An 18,843-nucleotide genomic window follows, 5' to 3' on the forward strand; every position below is an offset into this window, starting at 1 on the left:
ATACCAAATCTAAGAATAAGCTTTCCATTGGTTTTGATTATAAGTTTTACGCTATAACTTTGTGCCAATTTACACCCTAGTAAAACCGCACGTACCCCTTACAAATGCCTAAAGACAATAGTATAAAATCTGTCCTCATCATCGGAAGTGGGCCAATCATCATCGGACAAGCTTGTGAATTTGATTATTCTGGTACTCAAGCCTCAAAATCATTAAGGGAAGAAGGAATCGAGGTAACCCTCATCAATTCCAATCCTGCCACAATCATGACCGATCCGGTAACGGCCGATAACGTTTATTTGAAGCCTTTAACAAAAAGGTCCATCATTGAAATTCTAGAAAAGCATAAAATTGACGCAGTTCTACCAACTATGGGAGGCCAAACTGCACTCAATTTGGCAATTGACTGTGACAAAGCAGGAATCTGGAAAAAGTATGATGTGAGAATTATTGGCGTAGACATTAATGCCATCGAAACTACTGAAGATCGTGAGAAGTTCAGGTTGAAGATGCAAGAAATAGATGTCAACGTTTGTAAAGGAGAAACCGCAACATCTTTCTTAAAAGGAAAAGAAATTGCGCAAGAAATTGGTTTTCCGCTCGTGATTCGTCCTTCCTATACATTAGGAGGCTATGGTGGTGGATTTGTGAACACCCAAGAAGAATTTGACGCTGCGCTAACGCATGGCTTAAATGCTTCACCAATTCACGAAGTATTGGTAGAGCAAAGTATTTTGGGCTGGAAAGAATACGAACTAGAATTACTCAGAGACAATATTGGCAACGTCATCATCATCTGTTCTATCGAGAACTTTGACCCAATGGGTGTCCATACTGGCGACTCGATCACAGTTGCGCCAGCCATGACTTTACCTGACACTGTCTATCAGGAAATGCGTGATTTGGCCATCAAAATGATGAACGCCATTGGTCAGTTTGCAGGAGGCTGTAATGTACAGTTCTCTGTAAGCCCAGAAGATGACACCATCATTGGTATAGAAATCAACCCTCGTGTTTCAAGGTCTTCGGCACTGGCTTCTAAGGCTACTGGTTACCCAATTGCGAAAATTGCCGCTAAGTTGGCCATTGGTTACAACTTAGATGAATTGAAAAACCAGATTACTAAAACCACCTCAGCCTTCTTTGAGCCTGCACTGGATTATGTAATCGTAAAAATACCTCGTTGGAATTTTGACAAATTCAAAGGTTCTGACAGAAAGCTTGGTTTGCAAATGAAGTCGGTAGGTGAAGCCATGGGAATTGGCCGAAACTTCCAAGAAGCACTTCAGAAGGCATGTCAATCTTTAGAGATTAAGCGTAACGGATTAGGGGCCGATGGCAAGGAATTAAAAGACCAAGCCGCCTTGCTTTACAGCTTAGAAAACCCAAGTTGGAACAGGCTCTTCCATATTTATGACGCTTTTAAGCTTGGCATTCCGTTAAAAACCATTCAGAAGAAAACGAAAATCGACAAGTGGTTCCTTCAGCAAATTGAAGAAATGATCCAGTTGGAAGATGAAATCGAAAAGCATAACCTTGAATCTTTACCTGAAAGCCTTCTAAGAACGGCCAAGGAAAAAGGGTATGCCGACAGACAAATCGCACATTTGATTAAATGCCTTGAGAGTGAAGTTTTCACTAAAAGACATGAAATGGGCATTAAGCGAGTGTATAAACTTGTGGATACTTGTGCTGCAGAATTTGAAGCCCAAACTCCATATTATTACTCTTCTTTCGATGAAGAAAACGAATCGATTAGCAGCGATAAAAAGAAAGTAATTATTCTAGGTTCGGGACCAAACCGTATCGGGCAAGGAATTGAATTTGATTACTCTTGCGTTCACGGTTTATTGGCCGCCAAAGAATGCGGTTACGAAACCATCATGATCAACTGTAACCCTGAAACGGTTTCTACAGATTTTGATGTGGCAGATAAACTCTACTTCGAACCTGTTTTCTGGGAACACATTTACGACATTATTCTTCATGAAAAACCAGAAGGTGTAATTGTGCAATTGGGCGGGCAAACTGCCTTGAAACTGGCCGAGAAGCTCGATCGTTACGGAATCAAAATTATTGGAACGAGCTACAATGCCCTTGATTTAGCGGAAGACAGAGGCCGTTTCTCTGACCTGTTGGCCGAAAACGATATTCCTTACCCTAAATTTGGTGTAATTGAAGATGCTGATGAAGCCTTGGAGCTTTCTAAAGAACTAGGCTTTCCATTATTGGTGCGTCCTTCATACGTGTTAGGAGGCCAGAGCATGAAGATTGTGATCAACGAGCAAGAGCTTGAAGAACACGTGGTCAATATCCTAAAAGACATCCCTGGTAACCGCGTGTTACTCGATCACTTCTTAGAAAATGCGATTGAAGCAGAAGCCGATGCCATTTGCGATGGAGAAGATGTGTACATCATAGGAATTATGGAGCACATTGAGCCTGCCGGAATTCACTCTGGCGACTCATATGCTGTGCTACCTCCTTACAGTCTCGGTGATTTCATCATCAGACAAATTGAGGCACACACCAAGAAAATTGCACTTGCGCTAAACACTGTCGGGCTCATCAATATTCAGTTCGCCATAAAAAATGATAAAGTTTATATCATTGAAGCGAACCCAAGGGCATCGAGAACCGTTCCGTTTATAGGTAAAGCCTACCAAGAGCCATATGTAAAGTACGCTACAATGGTAATGTTGGGTGAGAAAAAGATCAAAGACTTTGACTTTAAGCCAGTTAAGAAGGGCTACGCCATTAAAGAACCGGTTTTCTCATTCCATAAATTCCCGAACGTAAACAAGGAACTTGGGCCAGAGATGAAATCTACTGGTGAGGCAATTTACTTTATAGATGACCTAATGGATGATTATTTCTTGGACATCTACTCTAAAAGGAATTTGTACCTAAGCAGGTAAAACGATATGTTTTTTAAATTTTTATTCTTCGTAATTCTAATTGGCTGGATAATCCGCAATGTGCTCCGCTTTTTTGTAGCAGGCCTAACAGGCCAGCAAAGAACGGCTGGCGCTCGCCAACAGTATACGCAACAACATCGTCCCGAAGGGAAAATCAATGTTGACTACGCGCCTAAGAATACGAAAGAAAAATCCTCTGATAATTTCAGAGGAGGAGAATATGTAGATTACGAAGAGGTGGATTAATCCACCTCTTTTTTTGTGCTTTTTTGGTCACAGCGAGACGCGACCAGTGGGGGGATATCTTCCTTTTAGCCTTTGGAATATTTCAATTTTATTTGATCCACTGGTCATCAATGTTCGATCATGATGGAAGTTAGATGTTCTGGGCAATGGAGTTTCCAAATCATCAAAATAGTTGTAAAAGATTATATACGACATCACAAAATCCAGAATGTTACCATACCAACCGCGGCCTTCAGCCATTTCATATTCCCAACCATAAATTTCATCGGGACTGGTAACATGAAAAATATCTGACATTAGAGTTAAAGTATTCTCAAAGAATGGCAGGATTAAAAGGTCTCGATCATTTGGAGGGTTTGGGGCTTTGGGATCATAGTATCCTTGTAATTTGGAGTGTTCGTCTGAATCTAACCAAGAATATACAATGGTGTTAACTGGGTAATTCTGTGCGTTTATATCTTTTATATATTCAGGAACCTCTGAAAAAACTGGATAAATCGGATTGTTCAAAAAAATAACACCAGTTTCCTGTGGTGAGGATTTTAAAAGTTGAGCTTTATCTTTTAGGTTTTCAACGTCAATTAGATAGCCAGAAATATGATTGTCCAACCATGCTAATTGTAGGTCTCGATGTTCAAAAAACTTCCAGACTTTGACAATTTCAGAGTGTTGTTCAAAACAAGTCGTGAAGTGGGTTAATGATTTAATAGTATCATCCATAAATTGATTGTTGTGAATGAAATTAAGTAATGGATGTTTAGATATTAGTAAATTCTCTTTAGTCATAAATGAATTAAAAATAACATTATGTATACGCCACGTTTGTGGCGCATATATCCCATGTAATTTATTAAAACTTCCTTATAGCGATAAATAATAGAGTGCTATAAGGAAGTTTTAGTGAAGGTTCTTGGAGAAATGGTTCGTATAGCAATTCCAATTATTCTTTAATCCCATGCCTAACATACAACCAAGTAACCAAAGGCGGCACAAATACAGAAATCACCAGCCCCAAAATCATAATTGCTCCTTCTGGCTCAGTTCCACCAGTTGAAACCAAGGCTATTTCACCCAAAGGGCCTTTAGAAAACAGTCCGTTGTTAATGGCATTCCAGCCAAGATGAAGACCAAAAGGAAGCATGATAGATTCTGTTTTAGCAAAGGCATATGCCCAAACCAACCCCATTAAGCCTGTCAGTAGAAATACATAAATCATGGGCACCACATTCCCAAATGCGCCAAACGAAAACCAATGGTAGACGCCAAAAGCAGTTGCCGAAATCAATACCCCTTTCTTACCGCCTAGTTTTTTGATCAGGAGGTAAAGTAGAGCACCTCGGTAAATCAGCTCTTCGGTGAATACGGATTTGAGATCGTACCAAACTGAATCGAGGAGCAATGTAAAACTAAATTGGTCACTCAGAAGCCAGGTTTCAGATCTTAAAACTGCCAGCACAAGGGTAACCATGGTGCAAATAACCGCGGAAACTAAAAAACCCAATCCGAACTGTTTGAGCCTTTTGGTTACTGGTGTAAAGCATAAAGCCAACAGACTCTTCTTTTCAAAAAGAAAGAGCATTAACCAGGATGCAAGAAGAATAATTAGAATGCCGAGCATAGCCATTACAAGTCTAAGACATTCTTTTTTGAATAAAAAATGGATTCATTGCTGAACCCATTTAAGTGATTTCTTATGTCAATAGAAGCCTTAAGGCACTTTATACACCATTGCATTAATGTGCATTCCTGCGCCAACTGAGGCAAAAACCAGAATATCTCCAGAGTTGATTTGATGCCCTTCTAGTTCATTTCGTTGAATTAAATCCAACATAGTCGGGATTGTGGCTACAGAACTATTACCCAAATCTTGAATGGTCATAGGCATAAATTCGGCCATAGGTTTTTCTTGTCCGCAGATTTTAAAAAGCTTCTTTAAAATGGCTTCATCCATTTTTTCATTCGCTTGGTGGATCAAAATTTTATCTACGTCTTTCAACTCCACTCCCGCTTTGTCCATGGCAGTTTTAATAGCTTCGGCTACATTCACTAGCGCATATTCGTAAATCTTACGGCCTTTCATTTTTATAAAGCGTTTACCGTTTTGCTTTTCTGGGTGAAAAGAAGCACCCATTTCTAGGTAACTCATTTCAACCGTAGCATCGGTTCTAGAGCTTTGCGAAAGCACACCTCCAATGCTATCGGCTGATACTCCTTGAAAAATAGTAGCGCCTGCTCCATCTGCAAAAATCATTGAGTCACGGTCGTGCACATCCACCACACGACTAATGGTTTCGGTACCCACCACCAAAACATTTTTGGCATCACCCATCATAATCATTTGGTAGGCCTGAATACTTGATTGCAACCAGCCTGGACAACCGAAAATCACATCGTAACAAGAAGTAGCAGGATTCTGAATATTGAGATTGTGCTTCACACGCGAGGCCAAGCTTGGCATCATGTCGGTGCGTTGCGTACCCACTTCCATATCTCCAAAATTGTGAGCTACAATTATGTAATCTAGCTCTTCGGCATCTATTGTACTATTGTCCAATGCATTTTTTGCAGCAATTGTAGCCAAGTCAGAGGCCTTTTGATCGTCATTGGCATAGCGCCTAGCTTTTATCCCAGTAATGGCTTCAAATTTTCGAATAATTTCAGCATTATCGGCTGTAAACTTCTCTCCGTTTTCCTGATAGAATTCAGCATTTAGGAAATCTTCATTTTTAACTATTCTTTCGGGAATACAACTTCCCACCCCGTTAATAATTACTTTGCAATCGCGCATAATTCACTTTTGTTAATTGTGTTTCACGGCATCCCAACAGGCCTCTGCAGCCTGATCTATCCTGTCGTCTGAAAGATTTTGATTGTTGTCAATATGTTGTTTGAGCAAAGACACGATTGGACCATATAGCAATGCTATGATGGTATACAATGGCAGGTCCTTCATGGCCTTGGCCCGCTTGGCCTCAATAAAAAACATCATCACAGGCGATAAAATCATAAAAGACTCTTCTCTTGTGAGGTTGCTCATATAAGGCGCGTAGCGGTGCTGCTCAATAAAATTAAATTCCTTTGGGTGCTTCATAAAATAGTGAACCATGTTTTTCCATAGGTGCATAAAACGTGCTTTAAAATCACCCTCGTCACTATAATTATTGAGCATGGCCCGAATAATATCTCGCTTTATCTCTTTGAAAAGCTCATTGATCAGTTCCTCCTTATTTTGAAAATAACGGTATATAGTACCTGCACCAACTCCAGCTCGCTGAGCAATAATAGATATTGGCGTACCATGAAAGCCCTGCTCCGAAATTAAATTCAGAGTAGTACCTAAAATCAAGGAACGTTTATCAAGCTTATTTTCAAACATTTGTAATGCGGAATGAACGTTCATTCCGTGATACGAAGGAAAAGAGAAATGAATAGAAAACCAATCAGTTTTTAGCTTTTTGTTGGGTATATAGATGTTTTATGAGAGGTTCTCACGATTAGGCTTTGGGCTACCACAGTTTTGACCTATTTTTGTTCCCTATTTGTTTATAAAGTTCAAGCTTAATAAAGAACGCGTATGTCTTGGTTTGAGAGAAAAGTTAAAGGGATTACTACCCCTACAGAACAGAAGAAAGATGCACCAGACGGTTTATGGTTCAAAACCCCTAACGGGAAGATTGTTCATACCCGCGAGCTTAAAAACAATGCATACGTAAGCCCAGAAGATGGCTTTCATGTGCGCATCGGTTCTAAAGAATACTTCGAAATAATTTTCGATAATAATAAATTTACTGAAATGGACGCCAAATTGACTTCTGGTGATCCACTTAAGTTTGTTGACAGCAAGCCTTACCCAAAAAGGATTGTAGAAACGCAATCCAAAACTCAATTGACAGATGCTGTTCGTTCGGCTCATGGTAAAATGAACGGGATTGACATTGTGGTTTCGTGCATGGACTTTGCCTTTATTGGTGGTTCTATGGGGTCTGTTGTGGGGGAAAAAATTGCAAGAGCAATCGACTTCGCTTTAGAGAACAAAATGCCTTTCTTGATGATTTCGAAATCAGGTGGTGCTCGAATGATGGAAGCAGGTTATTCATTGATGCAAATGGCCAAAACATCTGCCAAACTTGCACGACTTTCTGAGGCAGGTATTCCTTACATTTCGTTATTGACTGACCCTACTACGGGTGGAGTAAGTGCTTCTTACGCCATGTTGGGTGACTTTAACATTGCAGAACCGGGTTCATTAATTGGATTTGCTGGCCCACGAATTATTCGCGATACAGTAGGTAAAGATTTACCAAAAGGTTTCCAAAGTGCCGAGTTTGTTCTTGACCATGGCTTCTTAGATTTTATAGTTGACCGCAGGGATTTGAAAAAACAATTGACTACATTGTTGAGTATGTTGAAGAATTAACAACCTCGCTATGAATCTGTCAATTTCTAAAACTGGAGTTCGAGTAGTATTGTCCGTCATACTGATGTTCACACTACTCGCCACCTCAATACTTTTAAAGATTGGCGCTCTATCTCTTGGCCTCGCAATTATGGTTTGGGCTACACTCAAAGTGGAAGGTTTTTACCCGAAACCTAATAAGAAAGTACAGGCCGTTTGGCTGGGTATTTTGGGCGGATTAACCCTTATAGTGTTAGGCGTCTACGTTTTGGCTTAAATCACAGCAGCAACTACTTAGCTTAACAGTCTGAAGTGCCTTATGAGACTTATTAAGCATCCCATACTTTGCAATTACTACGTTACTTATCGTTGCAACGCGACTTGTAGCTTTTGCGATATTTGGGAGAAGCCATCGCCTTACATTACGCTAGAAGATGCCGAACGCAATTTTAGCGACCTTAAAAAACTAGGCGTTAAGGTAGTCGATTTTACGGGAGGCGAACCGCTCCTCCATCGCGAATTGCCTGAGCTTCTAAAACTGGCAAAATCCTTTGGCCTCATTACTACTGTAACCACCAACGGCTTGCTCTACCCAAAGCGAGCAGAGTCGCTCAAAGGTTTGGTAGATATGCTCCACTTTTCCCTCGATTATGCCAGCAAAGAAAAGCATGATACCGCCCGTGGTGTAGCCTGTTTCGATACTGTAATAGAGTCCATTCAGCTGGCCAAAAGTTTGGGAGAAAGACCAGATATTCTGATGACGGTGTTTGAAGAAAATATTGATGAAATCGAAAAGGTCTATCAACAAATTACACTTCCGAACAACCTTGTACTTATTCTAAATCCAGTTTTTGAATATAACGAAGTGGAAACGGGACCTTCACTTTCTTCTTCAACTTTAGACCTTTTAGAAAAGTGGGCTAAACGTAAAAACGTATACCTAAACGAAGGCTTTATCCAATTAAGACGTGATGGCGGAAATCATATCGACAAGCCAGTTTGCAAAGCTGGAAGCACAACCATTGTTATTTCTCCGCAAAACGAGTTGGTCATGCCCTGCTATCATTTGGGAATAGAAACTATTCCGGTTCAAAATGATTTGTTCAACCTTTATCAATCAGAAAAAGTACAGGCTGCTATTGCGATGGAAGGCCTTTACGATGCTTGTGAAGGTTGCGCGATCAACTGTTACATGCAGCCGAGTTTTGCAGTTGAAATGAATAAGTATTGGTGGAAGGCGCTTCCCAGCACCCTTAAATACAACCGCATCAAAAGCACTTGGAAACAGCTTTTTTGAGGTATTTTAATTTAAACTCCTTCTCTCCTGACCTCGAGATTTCGGGGAAGTATCTAAATTTCTCGATTCATGATTCTATTTCTAGATCCTTCCTCCGAAGCTTCGGAGTCAGGATGAAAAGCAGTGTGCATAGAACTAGATTGGACGTTATTTTTAGGCTTACCAGTTTAATAAAAAGGTGGGCTCAAACTTACCGCCAAACCGTTCCCTCTATTAAGAGGGGTTAGGGGAGTGTGGTGCAAACCTATTTCACGGTGAAACACATTCAACTAACCGAATCACACTTTGCGCACCTTACCGATCGTTGCGGCTCACTCTCTCCAACTCAGTAAAAAACCAATATCAAAGCAGCTGAAGCTACGCCCACAAACACCCAAAGTGCAATGCCGTACACCAAAGGTTTATAGCCTACCACCTTGAATTCTTTGAGTGTTAAACTCGCCCCCATTAAAAACAATACCAAAGACATTAGCGATTTAGAAAAAGTAAACATGCTTAAGGTGAGTACTTTTGGAAGCGGAAAAGCGGCTGAAAAACCCATAGCTAGTATAAAGAAAAGTACAAACCACGGAAATTTGAATTGCTTTTTATCTTTAGTGAAAACGGCCACTCCGAGCATCAATGGGATAATCCATAATACTCTCACCAGCTTGGCGGTCGTAGCCAACTCCAAAGCTTCTTTACCATATACTGAAGCAGCCCCCACTACCGAACTGGTATCATGAATTGCTATGGCACACCATAAACCAAATTGATGTTGTGTCATGTGCATAAAAGCCCCGAGGCTAGGAAAAATAAAAACAGCCAAGGCGTTTAGTAAAAAAACCACCGCCAAAGCGGAAGATATCTCTCTGGTGGATGCGTTAATTACAGGTGCCATTGAGGCGATGGCACTTCCTCCGCAAATTGCAGTTCCGGAAGAGATTAAGAAGGACATTTTCTTATCTAAATGAAATCGTTTTGTTAGGAACAAGCCTAAGCCTAATACTGAAAATACAGAAAGTGCCGTAAGCATAAACCCTTCCGAACCTGCCGATAGGGCTTTATCCACCGCAATGCAAAAACCCAATACCACCACCGCAATTTGCAGTAGCCATTTTGTGATTTTTGGCACTTGGCTAAAACCGACATCCCCTATTATGCTCCCGAAAATAAGCCCCATAATTAAGGCAATCGGGCCGTTGATTGCAGGCAAAAGGCATAACGCAGCTAGGCCTATAAACAGGCTTCTTTTGAAAATTAACATGATTTAGAGATTTAAATCGAAACGTTTAATTCAAGTTCTCTAAGTACTTATAGCCGCTTCCCGTATTGATCATCATAATTTTTTCAGAGCGAGAAATTTCTCCACTAGCAATAAGCTTCGGAATTGCTTTCCAAAGTGCTGCTCCTTCAGGCGCAACTAACACCCCTTCTTGCTTGGCCATTTTCTTCACTCCATCAATCATTTCTTGTTCAGAAACTGTCACCGAAGTACCACCCGACTCTTTCACCACACAGTGAATCATATCCTGACCAAAGGCCACCGGAACAGCCAAACCATTGGCCAAAGACTCTGTGTATTCAGAAATGTCTTTCGTAATTCCATTCAAAGAATCTACCACAGGAGAACAATTAGCCGCTTGCACTACAATCATTCGAGGCAACTTCACATCAGCTTTTAACCAGCCAAGGTTTATCATTTCATGAAAAGCTTTCCAGATTCCTAGTAGGCCCGTTCCTCCACCAGTAGGATACAGAATTACATCAGGCAACTGCCAATTCATCTGCTCAGCAATTTCATAACCCATGGTTTTCTTACCCTCTAGTCGGTAAGGTTCCTTTAAAGTGGAAATATTGAAAGCGCCTTGCTCTTTCTCAATTTTAGCAGCCAAAGCCCCACATTGATTGATCAAGCCCTTAACTAAAAGCAACTCTACTCCGTAATACTGGCATTCGTCTTGAAATATTTTCGGGGTATGGCTCGGCATAATCACCGTAGCTTTAATGCCAGCCGAAGCGCAATAGGCAGCCATTGCCCCTCCTGCATTTCCCGCAGTGGGAACCACGCATTTTTCCACTCCTAATTCTTTGGCTTTTGAAACTGCCATACTCAAACCTCGCGCCTTGAAAGAACCCGTTGGGTTGAGTGATTCATCTTTCATTTGAAGGTCATTTAGCCTCAATTGAGCAGCCAATCGTTTGAGTGGCAGTATGGGAGTCATGCCCTCGCCAAGTGAAACAATATTGGCATCATCCAAAACAGGCAACATTTCACGATAGCGCCACATGCTGGGTTTTCTACCCTGAAGATCAGAAATACCAAAGGAGTCGATAGCATGATACTGTACGACCAATGGTTTGTTGCAGCAAGTGGCAAAAGTCTGCAATTCATGAAGGGAGTATGATTTTTTACATTTGGAGCATTCCAAATGACTGGCGAGTGATGTTTGTGTTTTGATGAAGTTCATGATGCAAAACTGCATCGCTAATCATAACCAATCAAATGAATAAAAGTAACCCATTATAACTAACGGTTATAACTAAATTTTGCCTGCTTAATAAAAGCCTTGGTCACATCGGTCATGGTTTCACCCGTTCTTGTTACAAAGTTGAAACTTCGTTCTACTGCCAAACCCGAAATATTTACTTCGGTAAGTAAACCCAAAGCCACTTCGCGCTTTACCGCCAAAGGCGAAAGAAAACCTACAGCGGTATCTTCCACCAAAAAATTCTTAAGTACTTCGGTACCGCCCAATCGTACTTTTATGTTTAGGTCGGAGGACTTAATATTCAACTGCGCCATTTTTCTAGACCAAGCAGACAAGGTTCCTGAACCCACTTCGCGCAGCGCCAAAGGAATTTCCTTCAGTTCTTTCATGGAAATTTCACGCCCTGCATAAGGGCTGTGTGTAGAACAGATCGGAATGATTTTATCCGCCATAAAAAAGTCATAATGAAGTCCGCTGGCCTCGTGCTTATCTTCTACTACAGCCAAGTCAATTTCTTCATTGGTCAGCGCCTTAAGAATGTTCTCTGTATTCCGATTGATCAAAGTTATTTTCACCAATGGCCATTTTTTTCGGAACGAAGAAAGCACTTTGGGCAAAACATACAGCGACAGGGTGGTACTAGCACCTATCCTCAGTTCGCCTTTGGCTGTCAACTGACTTTTGACAATGTCCATATCCGATTCCATACGTTTCTGGATATGCTTGGCTTCACGCAAATAGCTTAGCATTTTTTCACCCTGAGGCGTTAAAAACACAGCATTGCCCTTGCGCTGAAAAAGAGGTACTTCCATTTCTCCTTCCAATTTTTTTATCTGTTTGCTTACTGCTGGCTGTGAGATACAAAGTATTTCCGCAGCTTTAGAAAAGCTTAAGTGACTGGCCACGGTATAAAAAACTTCGTGCGAAATGGATAACATAGGCCGCAATATACGGGATTGATGGAAAGAAGACACGAAACATTTCGCTCCTTATTTCTGGTTTGAACAAGTCATTTTCAGCTTCTGCTCCCTAGTGTAGGAGACTAGTTTACAACCATATTAAACCAAATTCAGTAAACTATACTTCATTCCATTTTTTATGAAGAAGTTATCTTATCTATTTCTACTCCTGTTTGTCTTCGGCTGCCAGAATAAAGACTCAGAAACTCCTGTTCCTGAAATATCTATTGAGGTTCAAAAAAAAGTTAGTGAGTTTAACGATTCAACTTTTGTTGGTATAACAGAGGATATACAATACTCGAAAGGAAGCATTTTCCTTACTGAAATTGAAAATGGTAGAGTTTTAGAGTTAAATGAAACCTATGAATTGAAGCAGATTTTCGGACGGAAAGGTGATGGCCCAACCGAATTACAAGACCCAAGAGCTTCTCAGGTTCACAATAATCAATTACTTATACTGGATGGTGGTCACCAGAAAATTAAGGTCTTCAATTTAGATGGAACGATTAGCCACCAATTTGGCAGAGATATCCCTAGCAACGGTGGATTTTTCATTAAAAACAACAAGCTGTATGGAAGTAAATATGATAAATCTACCCCACCGCTTTTCTCCTACAGCTTAACAGATGAGAACTCAATCCACTATTTCGGCTCTCACAATAGAAGACTCACTGAGATCAATCATGATAGACCTAGAGTTTGTCGTTTGTTCCCATATAAAAATGAAATAATTGCAGTAAGTGAAAATGAGCCTGTAATAGAACGATTTGACTTCGCAGGAAATAAAACCGAAGAAATATACTATCCTGAGTACTTCGAGGAATTTATTGAGCACTCCATTAAAAGAGAAAAATCATCACCCCAGATGCGCGGCACAACCGGCTTTGTTATAGATGCAAGCTTGCATGGCAGTGAGCTTTATATACTCCTAGTAGGGTTTGATTCGACCAAAAATAAAGTTACATCAAGGCAAATTTTCAATTTTACGATAAGCGATTCTAAAATTGAACTATCAAGAATTATTGAACTCAATAATGGCAAGAATGACACTTGGTATATGTCGTTTACCATCTTAAGGAACAAAATATTGGCCTTTGATGGAGTGACCTACGAGCTTCATGAGTTCGACTTACCTAAAAAGGACTAACCTGATAAATCATACCTAGTTACTTTTTTGCTAAATCGACCAATTCATAAACCATCTTCAAAGAGATATTTTATGTATCGGAATTGTACTTTCAGATTATTTTTTTCATTATCTATTTTGAAATTCGTAAAACGGCTTGTACGTTTGTGCCCACAAGTCGAGAATTCTTGTTTTGGCATCAGCCAAATTTCAAGAATCGATTTATACAGAAGCGTGGAGAGATAGGCTCTATGAAGCGCTAGCAACCATCCGCAGAGGAAAGGTGCTAATTCCTAATCCCAAAAGAAAGCCGAGTGGTTTTCGGGAGAATATAAATTTGACAGTTATGCAAACCTATTTATCCTTTGTGGACAAACGTCCGCTCCATACCATACCCTCAAAGTCAGGGTCAGTTCTTCATGTCTCAATTTGTTGTTTGATTACAGCCTAATTCTGAATTTCTCAGAATCCTTTCCTGCTGTTCTACATTCAAAATTCTTGTGCCATGACTACTTCATTTCCATTTACTCAAAATCTTAAAAAAGTGAACGATTCGTTACACTACTATCGCCATTCTGGTGAATTCCGCCTAGAATCTGGTGAGATTCTCAATGAGCTTCAGATTGCCTACCAAACCTTTGGTGAGCTTAATTCAGACAAAAGCAATGTAATTTGGGTTTGCCATGCCCTAACGGCAAATGCAGACCCAATACAGTGGTGGCCAGGTTTGATTGGGTATAATTACCTGATTAATCCTGATGAATATTTTATTGTTTGCGCTAATATTCTGGGCTCTTGTTATGGCACTACTGGCCCTAAAGATTTCGACCCAAATACTGGCGAAAGGTATTTATCAAACTTCCCAAACATCACCATTCGTGACCAGGTAAAAGCACATATTTTGCTGAGGAAGCACTTAGAAATTGAGCAAATCCATTTGGGCATGGGGGGATCTACTGGAGGTCAACAAATTCTAGAGTGGGTAATTGAAGAACCTATTTTTGATAAACTATTTGTAATTGCCACTTCGGCACAAAGCAGCCCTTGGGGCAAAGCTATTCGCGCTGCGCAACGCATGGCCATCGAAGCAGATCCTTCATTTTATTCCAGCTCGGTTAACGGAGGAAAGAAAGGAATGGAAGCGGCAAGGGCCATGGCCTTACTTTCATATCGTACACCCAGCACATTCAACCAAAGCCAGAAAGACGACAACGAAGCGCTCGATAATTATAGGGCCGAGAGTTACCAGCGTTATCAAGGGTTAAAGCTAAGTCATCGCTTTGATGCACGCAGCTATTATGTTTTGGGGAAAGCCATGGACTCGCACAATGTGGGGCGCGGAAGAGGAGATTTCCAAAAAGCATTGACCACAATAAAGGCAGAAACCTTAGTCATTGGCATTGAAGGTGATATTCTTTTCCCAATAGAAGACCAGCAAATTATAGCGGAGCATTTACCGAATTCAACATTCAATATCATTCAATCCGATTATGGCCATGACGGCTTTTTAATCGAAACTCAAAAAATATCTGAAATACTAAAACCATTCTTGAAAAAATGAGAGCAATTAAAATAGGTCTATTTGGCTTTGGCTGTGTAGGGCAAGGCCTTTATCAAACCATCAACAATTCGAAAAACTTTGAAGGTGAAATCGTAAGAATTTGCGTGAAAGATCGCCATAAAGTAAGAAGTCTTCCCGAGTCCGTTTTTACTTATACTAAAGAAGACATTTTGAACGACCCTTCTATTGACGTAATTGTAGAGCTGATTGATAATGCGGAAGCTGCGCTTGAAATAGTAACTACGACTTTAAAAAACGGCAAATCGGTGGTAACTGCCAACAAAAAAATGGTGGCCGAAAACCTTGAATACCTGATTGATCTTCAGGAAAAAACTGGAAAGGGAATTTTGTATGAAGGTGCTGTTTGCGGCAGTATTCCTATCATCAGAACTTTGGAAGAGTACTTTGGACACGAACCACTGAACGAAATCAAAGGAATTTTCAATGGCTCAACCAATTACATTCTCACCAAAATTTTTGATGAGCATTTAGATTACGCTCAAGCTTTGGAAGAAGCCAAAGAAAAGGGTTTTGCTGAAAGCGATCCCACTTTAGATGTAAAAGGCTTCGACCCGAAATTTAAGTTGAGCATATTACTGACGCATGCTTTCGGCATTAACGTGTCGCCAGAGAAAATCGCCAATTTAGGCATTGACCATTTGCAGCCAAGCGATTTGGAGTTTGCAAGAAAACACGGTTATAGAATTAAGCTGATTGCTCAAGCTTCGCGAAAAAACGATGAGGTATTTGCCTGCGTTTTACCACAGTTTATAAAGGAGAACCATAACCTCAGAAATGTAAACAACGAGTTCAACGCAGTTACACTGAACGGTGAATTCTGTGACGATCAGCTATTTATAGGAAAAGGGGCTGGAAGTTTACCTACTGGTGCGGCCGTGCTTTCAGATATTTCGGCATTGAGTTATGATTACAAATACGAATATAAAAAGCACTACAATCAGGGTAAGGTACATTTCAGTAGCGAAAACGCTGTAACAGTGTATGTCAGTTTTGAAAAACCAGAGCATATTGACCTCAACGAGTTCGAAGCAGTTTCCGAAAAATTCTTCTGCTTTGATAGAAGTTATGTGATCGGTAAAATCAAACTTTCAAAACTACTTCAATCTAAATGGGTTTATAACTCTAAAATCTCTGTAGTTCAGTTCGACAATGACACCGAAATTTCGGAAGAATTAGACCTTAGCGCACTGGAAACCGAGATTTTAGAATTGAGAAAGGGTCAAAAGTTGAGAGAAAAAATCAGCGTTTAAAGAGTATCTTCTAAATGCGTGGTTTTTTTACTGAATCCTTCTCCATTTTAATCTTTAGTGGATATATTTGTAGCCCTTATGGGAGGTCGATTTACGGCCTAACCAATTGTTGATTTAAAAGAGATTGTTAAATGTCTTCAGTAATTATCACTTCAGTAGTCGCGTTTTCGGCTGTAATCTTATTGCTCGTACTGATTTTGCTTTATGCTCAGTCCAAGTTAGTTCAGTCGGGAGACGTTAAAATCATCGTAAACGGTGACGAGGCGAACCCTATTATTACTTCCGCAGGAAGTACACTATTAAATACCCTTTCTAGTCAGAAAATTTTCCTTCCGTCTGCTTGCGGTGGCGGTGGTACTTGTGCCATGTGTAAATGTACCGTAAACGAAGGTGGAGGAGATGTACTTCCAACCGAAGTGGGTCACCTTAACCGTGCCGAGCAAAAAGAAGGCGTTCGTCTTTCTTGCCAAGTAAAGGTTAAAAACGACATGCGTATTCAAATACCTGAAGAAATCTTCGGTATTAAGAAATGGGAATGCGAAGTGGTTTCAAACTACAACGTGGCCTCATTTATTAAAGAATTCGTAGTGAAATTACCTGAAGGCGAGCACTTAGAGTTTGAAGCGGGTGGTTATATTCAGGTAGACGTTCCACCGGTAGTTTGTGATTTCAAAACGATCAACATTGAGCCGCATCCAAACGATCCGGCTGGTCCAGACAAGTTCAAAGGAGATTGGGACAAGTTCCAGCTTTGGGATTTAAAAATGGTAAACGAAGAAGAAATCTTCCGTGCCTATTCAATGGCTAACCACCCTGCCGAAGGAAACATCATCATGTTGAACATCCGTATTGCTACTCCACCTTGGGACAGAGCAAATAACAAATGGATGGATGTTAACCCAGGTATTTGTTCTTCTTATGTATTTACTAGAAAGCCAGGCGATAAAGTAACTATTTCTGGACCTTACGGTGAATTCTTCATTAAACCTACCGATGCAGAAATGCTTTATGTTGGTGGTGGTGCAGGTATGGCGCCAATGAGATCTCACTTATTCCATCTTTTCCATACATTAAAAACAGGAAGAAAGGTATCTTACTGGTACGGAGGCCGTTCAAAAAGAGAGCTTTTCTACCTAGACGATTTCCAGAAAATTGAAAAGGAATTCCCGAACTTCCGTTTCTATCTTGTGCTTTCTGAGCCAATGCCAGAAGACAATTGGGTAGAGAAGAAAGATATTAATGACAAAGAGGGTGACGGTTTCTTAGGTTTTGTTCACCAAGCGGTGATTGACCAATACTTGAGCAAACATGATTCTCCTGAAGATATAGAGTTTTACTTCTGTGGGCCTCCAATGATGAACGCAGCGGTAATCAAAATGTGCGATGATTGGGGTGTTCCTCCTGAAAACGTAGCATTTGATGACTTTGGAGGTTAATTAACCCCAAGCAATAAAATATACAATGGCCATTCTTTTAGGATGGTCATTTTTTTATCCCTACTCAATCACAATAAAAAAAATGATAATATAATTAATACTGTATATATTCACTTTGTGAAGTTAAGTGCGTCTATTTTTCTTATTTCTACTCTGATCATTTTAGGTTGTACAAATAAGCTACCTGAACCCGAAGTAAAAAAAGATCTACCTGAGATCAATGCTACTATATCTGGCGAGGTATGGACTCCCCAATATGCGGGTGCCGTAGTATCAAATACTGAAAATTTGGGAGGCATTAGTGTATTCATCTACGATGAAGCACACCTCAATTCTCAAAAGAGAAATAGACTTCTTCAACTGTCCTTCACAAATAATGATTTTGACTGGAGTCCCATAAGGCCTATCAACCTGTTCAATACTGAAGATGATTTTATCGTATCTTCTCGATTTGGAGAAAACTTAGACCCTTTTAAAAGAACATATAGAACAACCGAATACAATGATGCCATTGGTGTAGAAATTACTGAAGTAAGAGAAGAAAATGGCATTTACTATTTAGATGGCAGGTTTAAATCACAACCATGCTATGGTGGTGGGGATGTATTTCCCAATTGCTTAAATATAGTAGGCACGTTTAAAAATATGAGAGTTTTTGAAAGCTACACGGACATGTCTTGGTATTTCAAAATTCCTTAGTGTTTCACAAGCAATCCATATTGTTTTTTACGTGCCTAAAGTTCTGGTTTGAGTTTAGGAATTAAACAGTTACTCATGAATAGTTTTGGGTAGTTGGTGACTTTTATTGGTTTTAGTCCCGGATTTACTATTTATTGAGAAATAAAAATTCAGTTCAAATTGATTCTCGATGAAAAAAATCAAAGTCTTATTCATTCTATTTATGGCTAGCATCTCGCTATCCAGTTGCGAAGATTTAGCCTCTTGTGGTTCGGCCACCGCAGTATTCTACAACAGTTACGGAAATTCAATTACCCTAATTGTAGACGGAACCTTAAGAGGAAACGTCAGCAATGGAGGCCAGAAAACTATAAGCCTAACAGAAGGAAGTCACACCTATACTATTGGTGGTTCCAATCAAAACAAATCGTTCTCGCTAAAGGATTGCGGAACCTTAAATATAGAAATCACTAAAAATTAGATT

General features: G+C 40.1%; 18 protein-coding genes and 1 riboswitch. Of the genes, 11 read left to right on the forward strand and 7 right to left on the reverse strand.

Annotated features, from left to right (window positions below; all coding sequences use genetic code 11):
- Window positions 1-104 precede the first annotated feature (104 nt).
- Both carB and AWW67_RS02095 read left to right on the forward strand, forming a co-directional pair.
- On the forward strand, window positions 105-2,918 hold the full coding sequence (gene carB / locus AWW67_RS02090) for a carbamoyl-phosphate synthase large subunit (protein WP_062299909.1): 2,814 nt from the start codon (window positions 105-107) through the stop codon (window positions 2,916-2,918).
- 6 nt (window positions 2,919-2,924) lie between these two features.
- Window positions 2,925-3,164: a hypothetical protein gene (locus tag AWW67_RS02095; protein ID WP_053224026.1), complete on the forward strand. Its 240-nt coding sequence runs from the start codon at window positions 2,925-2,927 to the stop codon at window positions 3,162-3,164.
- A gap of 27 nt (window positions 3,165-3,191) precedes the next feature.
- On the opposite strand, the gene AWW67_RS02100 is transcribed toward AWW67_RS02095, so the two are convergent.
- The 4 genes from AWW67_RS02100 to AWW67_RS02115 all read right to left on the reverse strand — a co-directional run bounded on the left by AWW67_RS02100 (window position 3,192) and on the right by AWW67_RS02115 (window position 6,540).
- Complete coding sequence (locus tag AWW67_RS02100; RefSeq protein ID WP_062299911.1) at window positions 3,192-3,884, reverse strand: hypothetical protein; 693 nt, start codon at window positions 3,882-3,884, stop codon at window positions 3,192-3,194.
- 220 nt (window positions 3,885-4,104) lie between these two features.
- Window positions 4,105-4,563: a CPBP family intramembrane glutamic endopeptidase gene (locus tag AWW67_RS02105; protein WP_260311260.1), complete on the reverse strand. Its 459-nt coding sequence runs from the start codon at window positions 4,561-4,563 to the stop codon at window positions 4,105-4,107.
- 309 nt (window positions 4,564-4,872) lie between these two features.
- Window positions 4,873-5,952 carry a 3-oxoacyl-ACP synthase III family protein gene (locus AWW67_RS02110; RefSeq protein WP_062299913.1) on the reverse strand — a complete coding sequence of 360 codons (1,080 nt, stop codon included), beginning with the start codon at window positions 5,950-5,952 and terminating at the stop codon, window positions 4,873-4,875.
- A gap of 12 nt (window positions 5,953-5,964) precedes the next feature.
- Window positions 5,965-6,540 (reverse strand): TetR/AcrR family transcriptional regulator, encoded by a 576-nt coding sequence (locus AWW67_RS02115; protein WP_062299916.1) that lies wholly within the window; start codon window positions 6,538-6,540, stop codon window positions 5,965-5,967.
- Between the two features lie 198 nt (window positions 6,541-6,738).
- On the opposite strand from AWW67_RS02115, the gene accD reads away from it, so the two are divergent.
- From accD to AWW67_RS02130, 3 genes are read left to right on the forward strand one after another with little or no spacing between them, the layout of a single operon-like run.
- Window positions 6,739-7,581, forward strand: coding sequence for an acetyl-CoA carboxylase, carboxyltransferase subunit beta (gene accD / locus AWW67_RS02120; RefSeq protein WP_053224020.1), 843 nt, complete (start codon window positions 6,739-6,741; stop codon window positions 7,579-7,581).
- Between the two features lie 10 nt (window positions 7,582-7,591).
- Entirely contained in the window at window positions 7,592-7,837 is a 246-nt protein-coding gene (locus tag AWW67_RS02125) for a hypothetical protein (RefSeq protein WP_141655359.1), read from the forward strand.
- A 42-nt stretch (window positions 7,838-7,879) separates the two neighbouring features.
- Window positions 7,880-8,857, forward strand: a complete 978-nt coding sequence (locus AWW67_RS02130) for a radical SAM protein (protein ID WP_062299920.1) — start codon at window positions 7,880-7,882, stop codon at window positions 8,855-8,857.
- A 325-nt stretch (window positions 8,858-9,182) separates the two neighbouring features.
- On the opposite strand, the gene AWW67_RS02135 is transcribed toward AWW67_RS02130, so the two are convergent.
- Genes AWW67_RS02135 through AWW67_RS02145 form a run of 3 tightly spaced genes read right to left on the reverse strand, consistent with a single transcriptional unit; the run spans window position 9,183 to window position 12,266 of the window.
- Complete coding sequence (locus tag AWW67_RS02135) at window positions 9,183-10,103, reverse strand: YeiH family protein (RefSeq protein ID WP_062299921.1); 921 nt, start codon at window positions 10,101-10,103, stop codon at window positions 9,183-9,185.
- Window positions 10,104-10,128: 25 nt separating this feature from the next.
- A complete protein-coding gene (locus tag AWW67_RS02140; protein ID WP_062299923.1) occupies window positions 10,129-11,307 on the reverse strand; it encodes a threonine synthase in 1,179 nt (392 codons plus the stop codon).
- Between the two features lie 59 nt (window positions 11,308-11,366).
- Window positions 11,367-12,266: a LysR substrate-binding domain-containing protein gene (locus AWW67_RS02145; protein ID WP_062299925.1), complete on the reverse strand. Its 900-nt coding sequence runs from the start codon at window positions 12,264-12,266 to the stop codon at window positions 11,367-11,369.
- Between the two features lie 160 nt (window positions 12,267-12,426).
- On the opposite strand from AWW67_RS02145, the gene AWW67_RS02150 reads away from it, so the two are divergent.
- The 6 genes from AWW67_RS02150 (at window position 12,427) to AWW67_RS02175 (ending at window position 18,840) form a co-directional block, all read left to right on the forward strand.
- The gene (locus tag AWW67_RS02150) at window positions 12,427-13,434 is read left to right on the forward strand and encodes an NHL repeat-containing protein (RefSeq protein ID WP_062299927.1); all 1,008 of its coding nucleotides are present in this window, start codon (window positions 12,427-12,429) and stop codon (window positions 13,432-13,434) included.
- Window positions 13,435-13,632: 198 nt separating this feature from the next.
- A riboswitch (SAM riboswitch) is annotated at window positions 13,633-13,751 on the forward strand.
- Between the two features lie 167 nt (window positions 13,752-13,918).
- The gene (locus AWW67_RS02155) at window positions 13,919-14,974 is read left to right on the forward strand and encodes a homoserine O-acetyltransferase family protein (protein WP_062299929.1); all 1,056 of its coding nucleotides are present in this window, start codon (window positions 13,919-13,921) and stop codon (window positions 14,972-14,974) included.
- Window positions 14,971-16,245, forward strand: a complete 1,275-nt coding sequence (locus tag AWW67_RS02160; RefSeq protein WP_071387029.1) for a homoserine dehydrogenase — start codon at window positions 14,971-14,973, stop codon at window positions 16,243-16,245. The genes AWW67_RS02155 and AWW67_RS02160 overlap by 4 nt, the downstream gene beginning before the upstream one ends.
- 131 nt (window positions 16,246-16,376) lie before the next feature.
- Window positions 16,377-17,681, forward strand: a complete 1,305-nt coding sequence (gene nqrF / locus AWW67_RS02165) for an NADH:ubiquinone reductase (Na(+)-transporting) subunit F (RefSeq protein WP_062299931.1) — start codon at window positions 16,377-16,379, stop codon at window positions 17,679-17,681.
- 117 nt (window positions 17,682-17,798) lie between these two features.
- On the forward strand, window positions 17,799-18,380 hold the full coding sequence (locus tag AWW67_RS02170; protein ID WP_141655360.1) for a hypothetical protein: 582 nt from the start codon (window positions 17,799-17,801) through the stop codon (window positions 18,378-18,380).
- A 169-nt stretch (window positions 18,381-18,549) separates the two neighbouring features.
- The gene (locus AWW67_RS02175) at window positions 18,550-18,840 is read left to right on the forward strand and encodes a hypothetical protein (protein WP_062299936.1); all 291 of its coding nucleotides are present in this window, start codon (window positions 18,550-18,552) and stop codon (window positions 18,838-18,840) included.
- The last annotated feature ends 3 nt before the right edge of the window (window positions 18,841-18,843 follow it).

Source organism: Roseivirga seohaensis, assembly GCF_001592945.1.
Taxonomy (GTDB): domain Bacteria; phylum Bacteroidota; class Bacteroidia; order Cytophagales; family Cyclobacteriaceae; genus Roseivirga; species Roseivirga seohaensis.

Coding starts and splice junctions, on each gene's coding strand:
- AWW67_RS02160 (WP_071387029.1), top strand. CDS start 14,971: ATGAGAGCAATTAAAATAGGTCTATTTGGCTTTGGCTGTGTAGGGCAA.
- AWW67_RS02145 (WP_062299925.1), bottom strand. CDS start 12,266: ATGTTATCCATTTCGCACGAAGTTTTTTATACCGTGGCCAGTCACTTA.
- nqrF (WP_062299931.1), top strand. CDS start 16,377: ATGTCTTCAGTAATTATCACTTCAGTAGTCGCGTTTTCGGCTGTAATC.
- AWW67_RS02095 (WP_053224026.1), top strand. CDS start 2,925: ATGTTTTTTAAATTTTTATTCTTCGTAATTCTAATTGGCTGGATAATC.
- AWW67_RS02100 (WP_062299911.1), bottom strand. CDS start 3,884: ATGGATGATACTATTAAATCATTAACCCACTTCACGACTTGTTTTGAA.
- accD (WP_053224020.1), top strand. CDS start 6,739: ATGTCTTGGTTTGAGAGAAAAGTTAAAGGGATTACTACCCCTACAGAA.
- carB (WP_062299909.1), top strand. CDS start 105: ATGCCTAAAGACAATAGTATAAAATCTGTCCTCATCATCGGAAGTGGG.
- AWW67_RS02140 (WP_062299923.1), bottom strand. CDS start 11,307: ATGAACTTCATCAAAACACAAACATCACTCGCCAGTCATTTGGAATGC.
- AWW67_RS02135 (WP_062299921.1), bottom strand. CDS start 10,103: ATGTTAATTTTCAAAAGAAGCCTGTTTATAGGCCTAGCTGCGTTATGC.
- AWW67_RS02125 (WP_141655359.1), top strand. CDS start 7,592: ATGAATCTGTCAATTTCTAAAACTGGAGTTCGAGTAGTATTGTCCGTC.
- AWW67_RS02150 (WP_062299927.1), top strand. CDS start 12,427: ATGAAGAAGTTATCTTATCTATTTCTACTCCTGTTTGTCTTCGGCTGC.
- AWW67_RS02110 (WP_062299913.1), bottom strand. CDS start 5,952: ATGCGCGATTGCAAAGTAATTATTAACGGGGTGGGAAGTTGTATTCCC.
- AWW67_RS02155 (WP_062299929.1), top strand. CDS start 13,919: ATGACTACTTCATTTCCATTTACTCAAAATCTTAAAAAAGTGAACGAT.
- AWW67_RS02175 (WP_062299936.1), top strand. CDS start 18,550: ATGAAAAAAATCAAAGTCTTATTCATTCTATTTATGGCTAGCATCTCG.
- AWW67_RS02130 (WP_062299920.1), top strand. CDS start 7,880: ATGAGACTTATTAAGCATCCCATACTTTGCAATTACTACGTTACTTAT.
- AWW67_RS02115 (WP_062299916.1), bottom strand. CDS start 6,540: ATGTTTGAAAATAAGCTTGATAAACGTTCCTTGATTTTAGGTACTACT.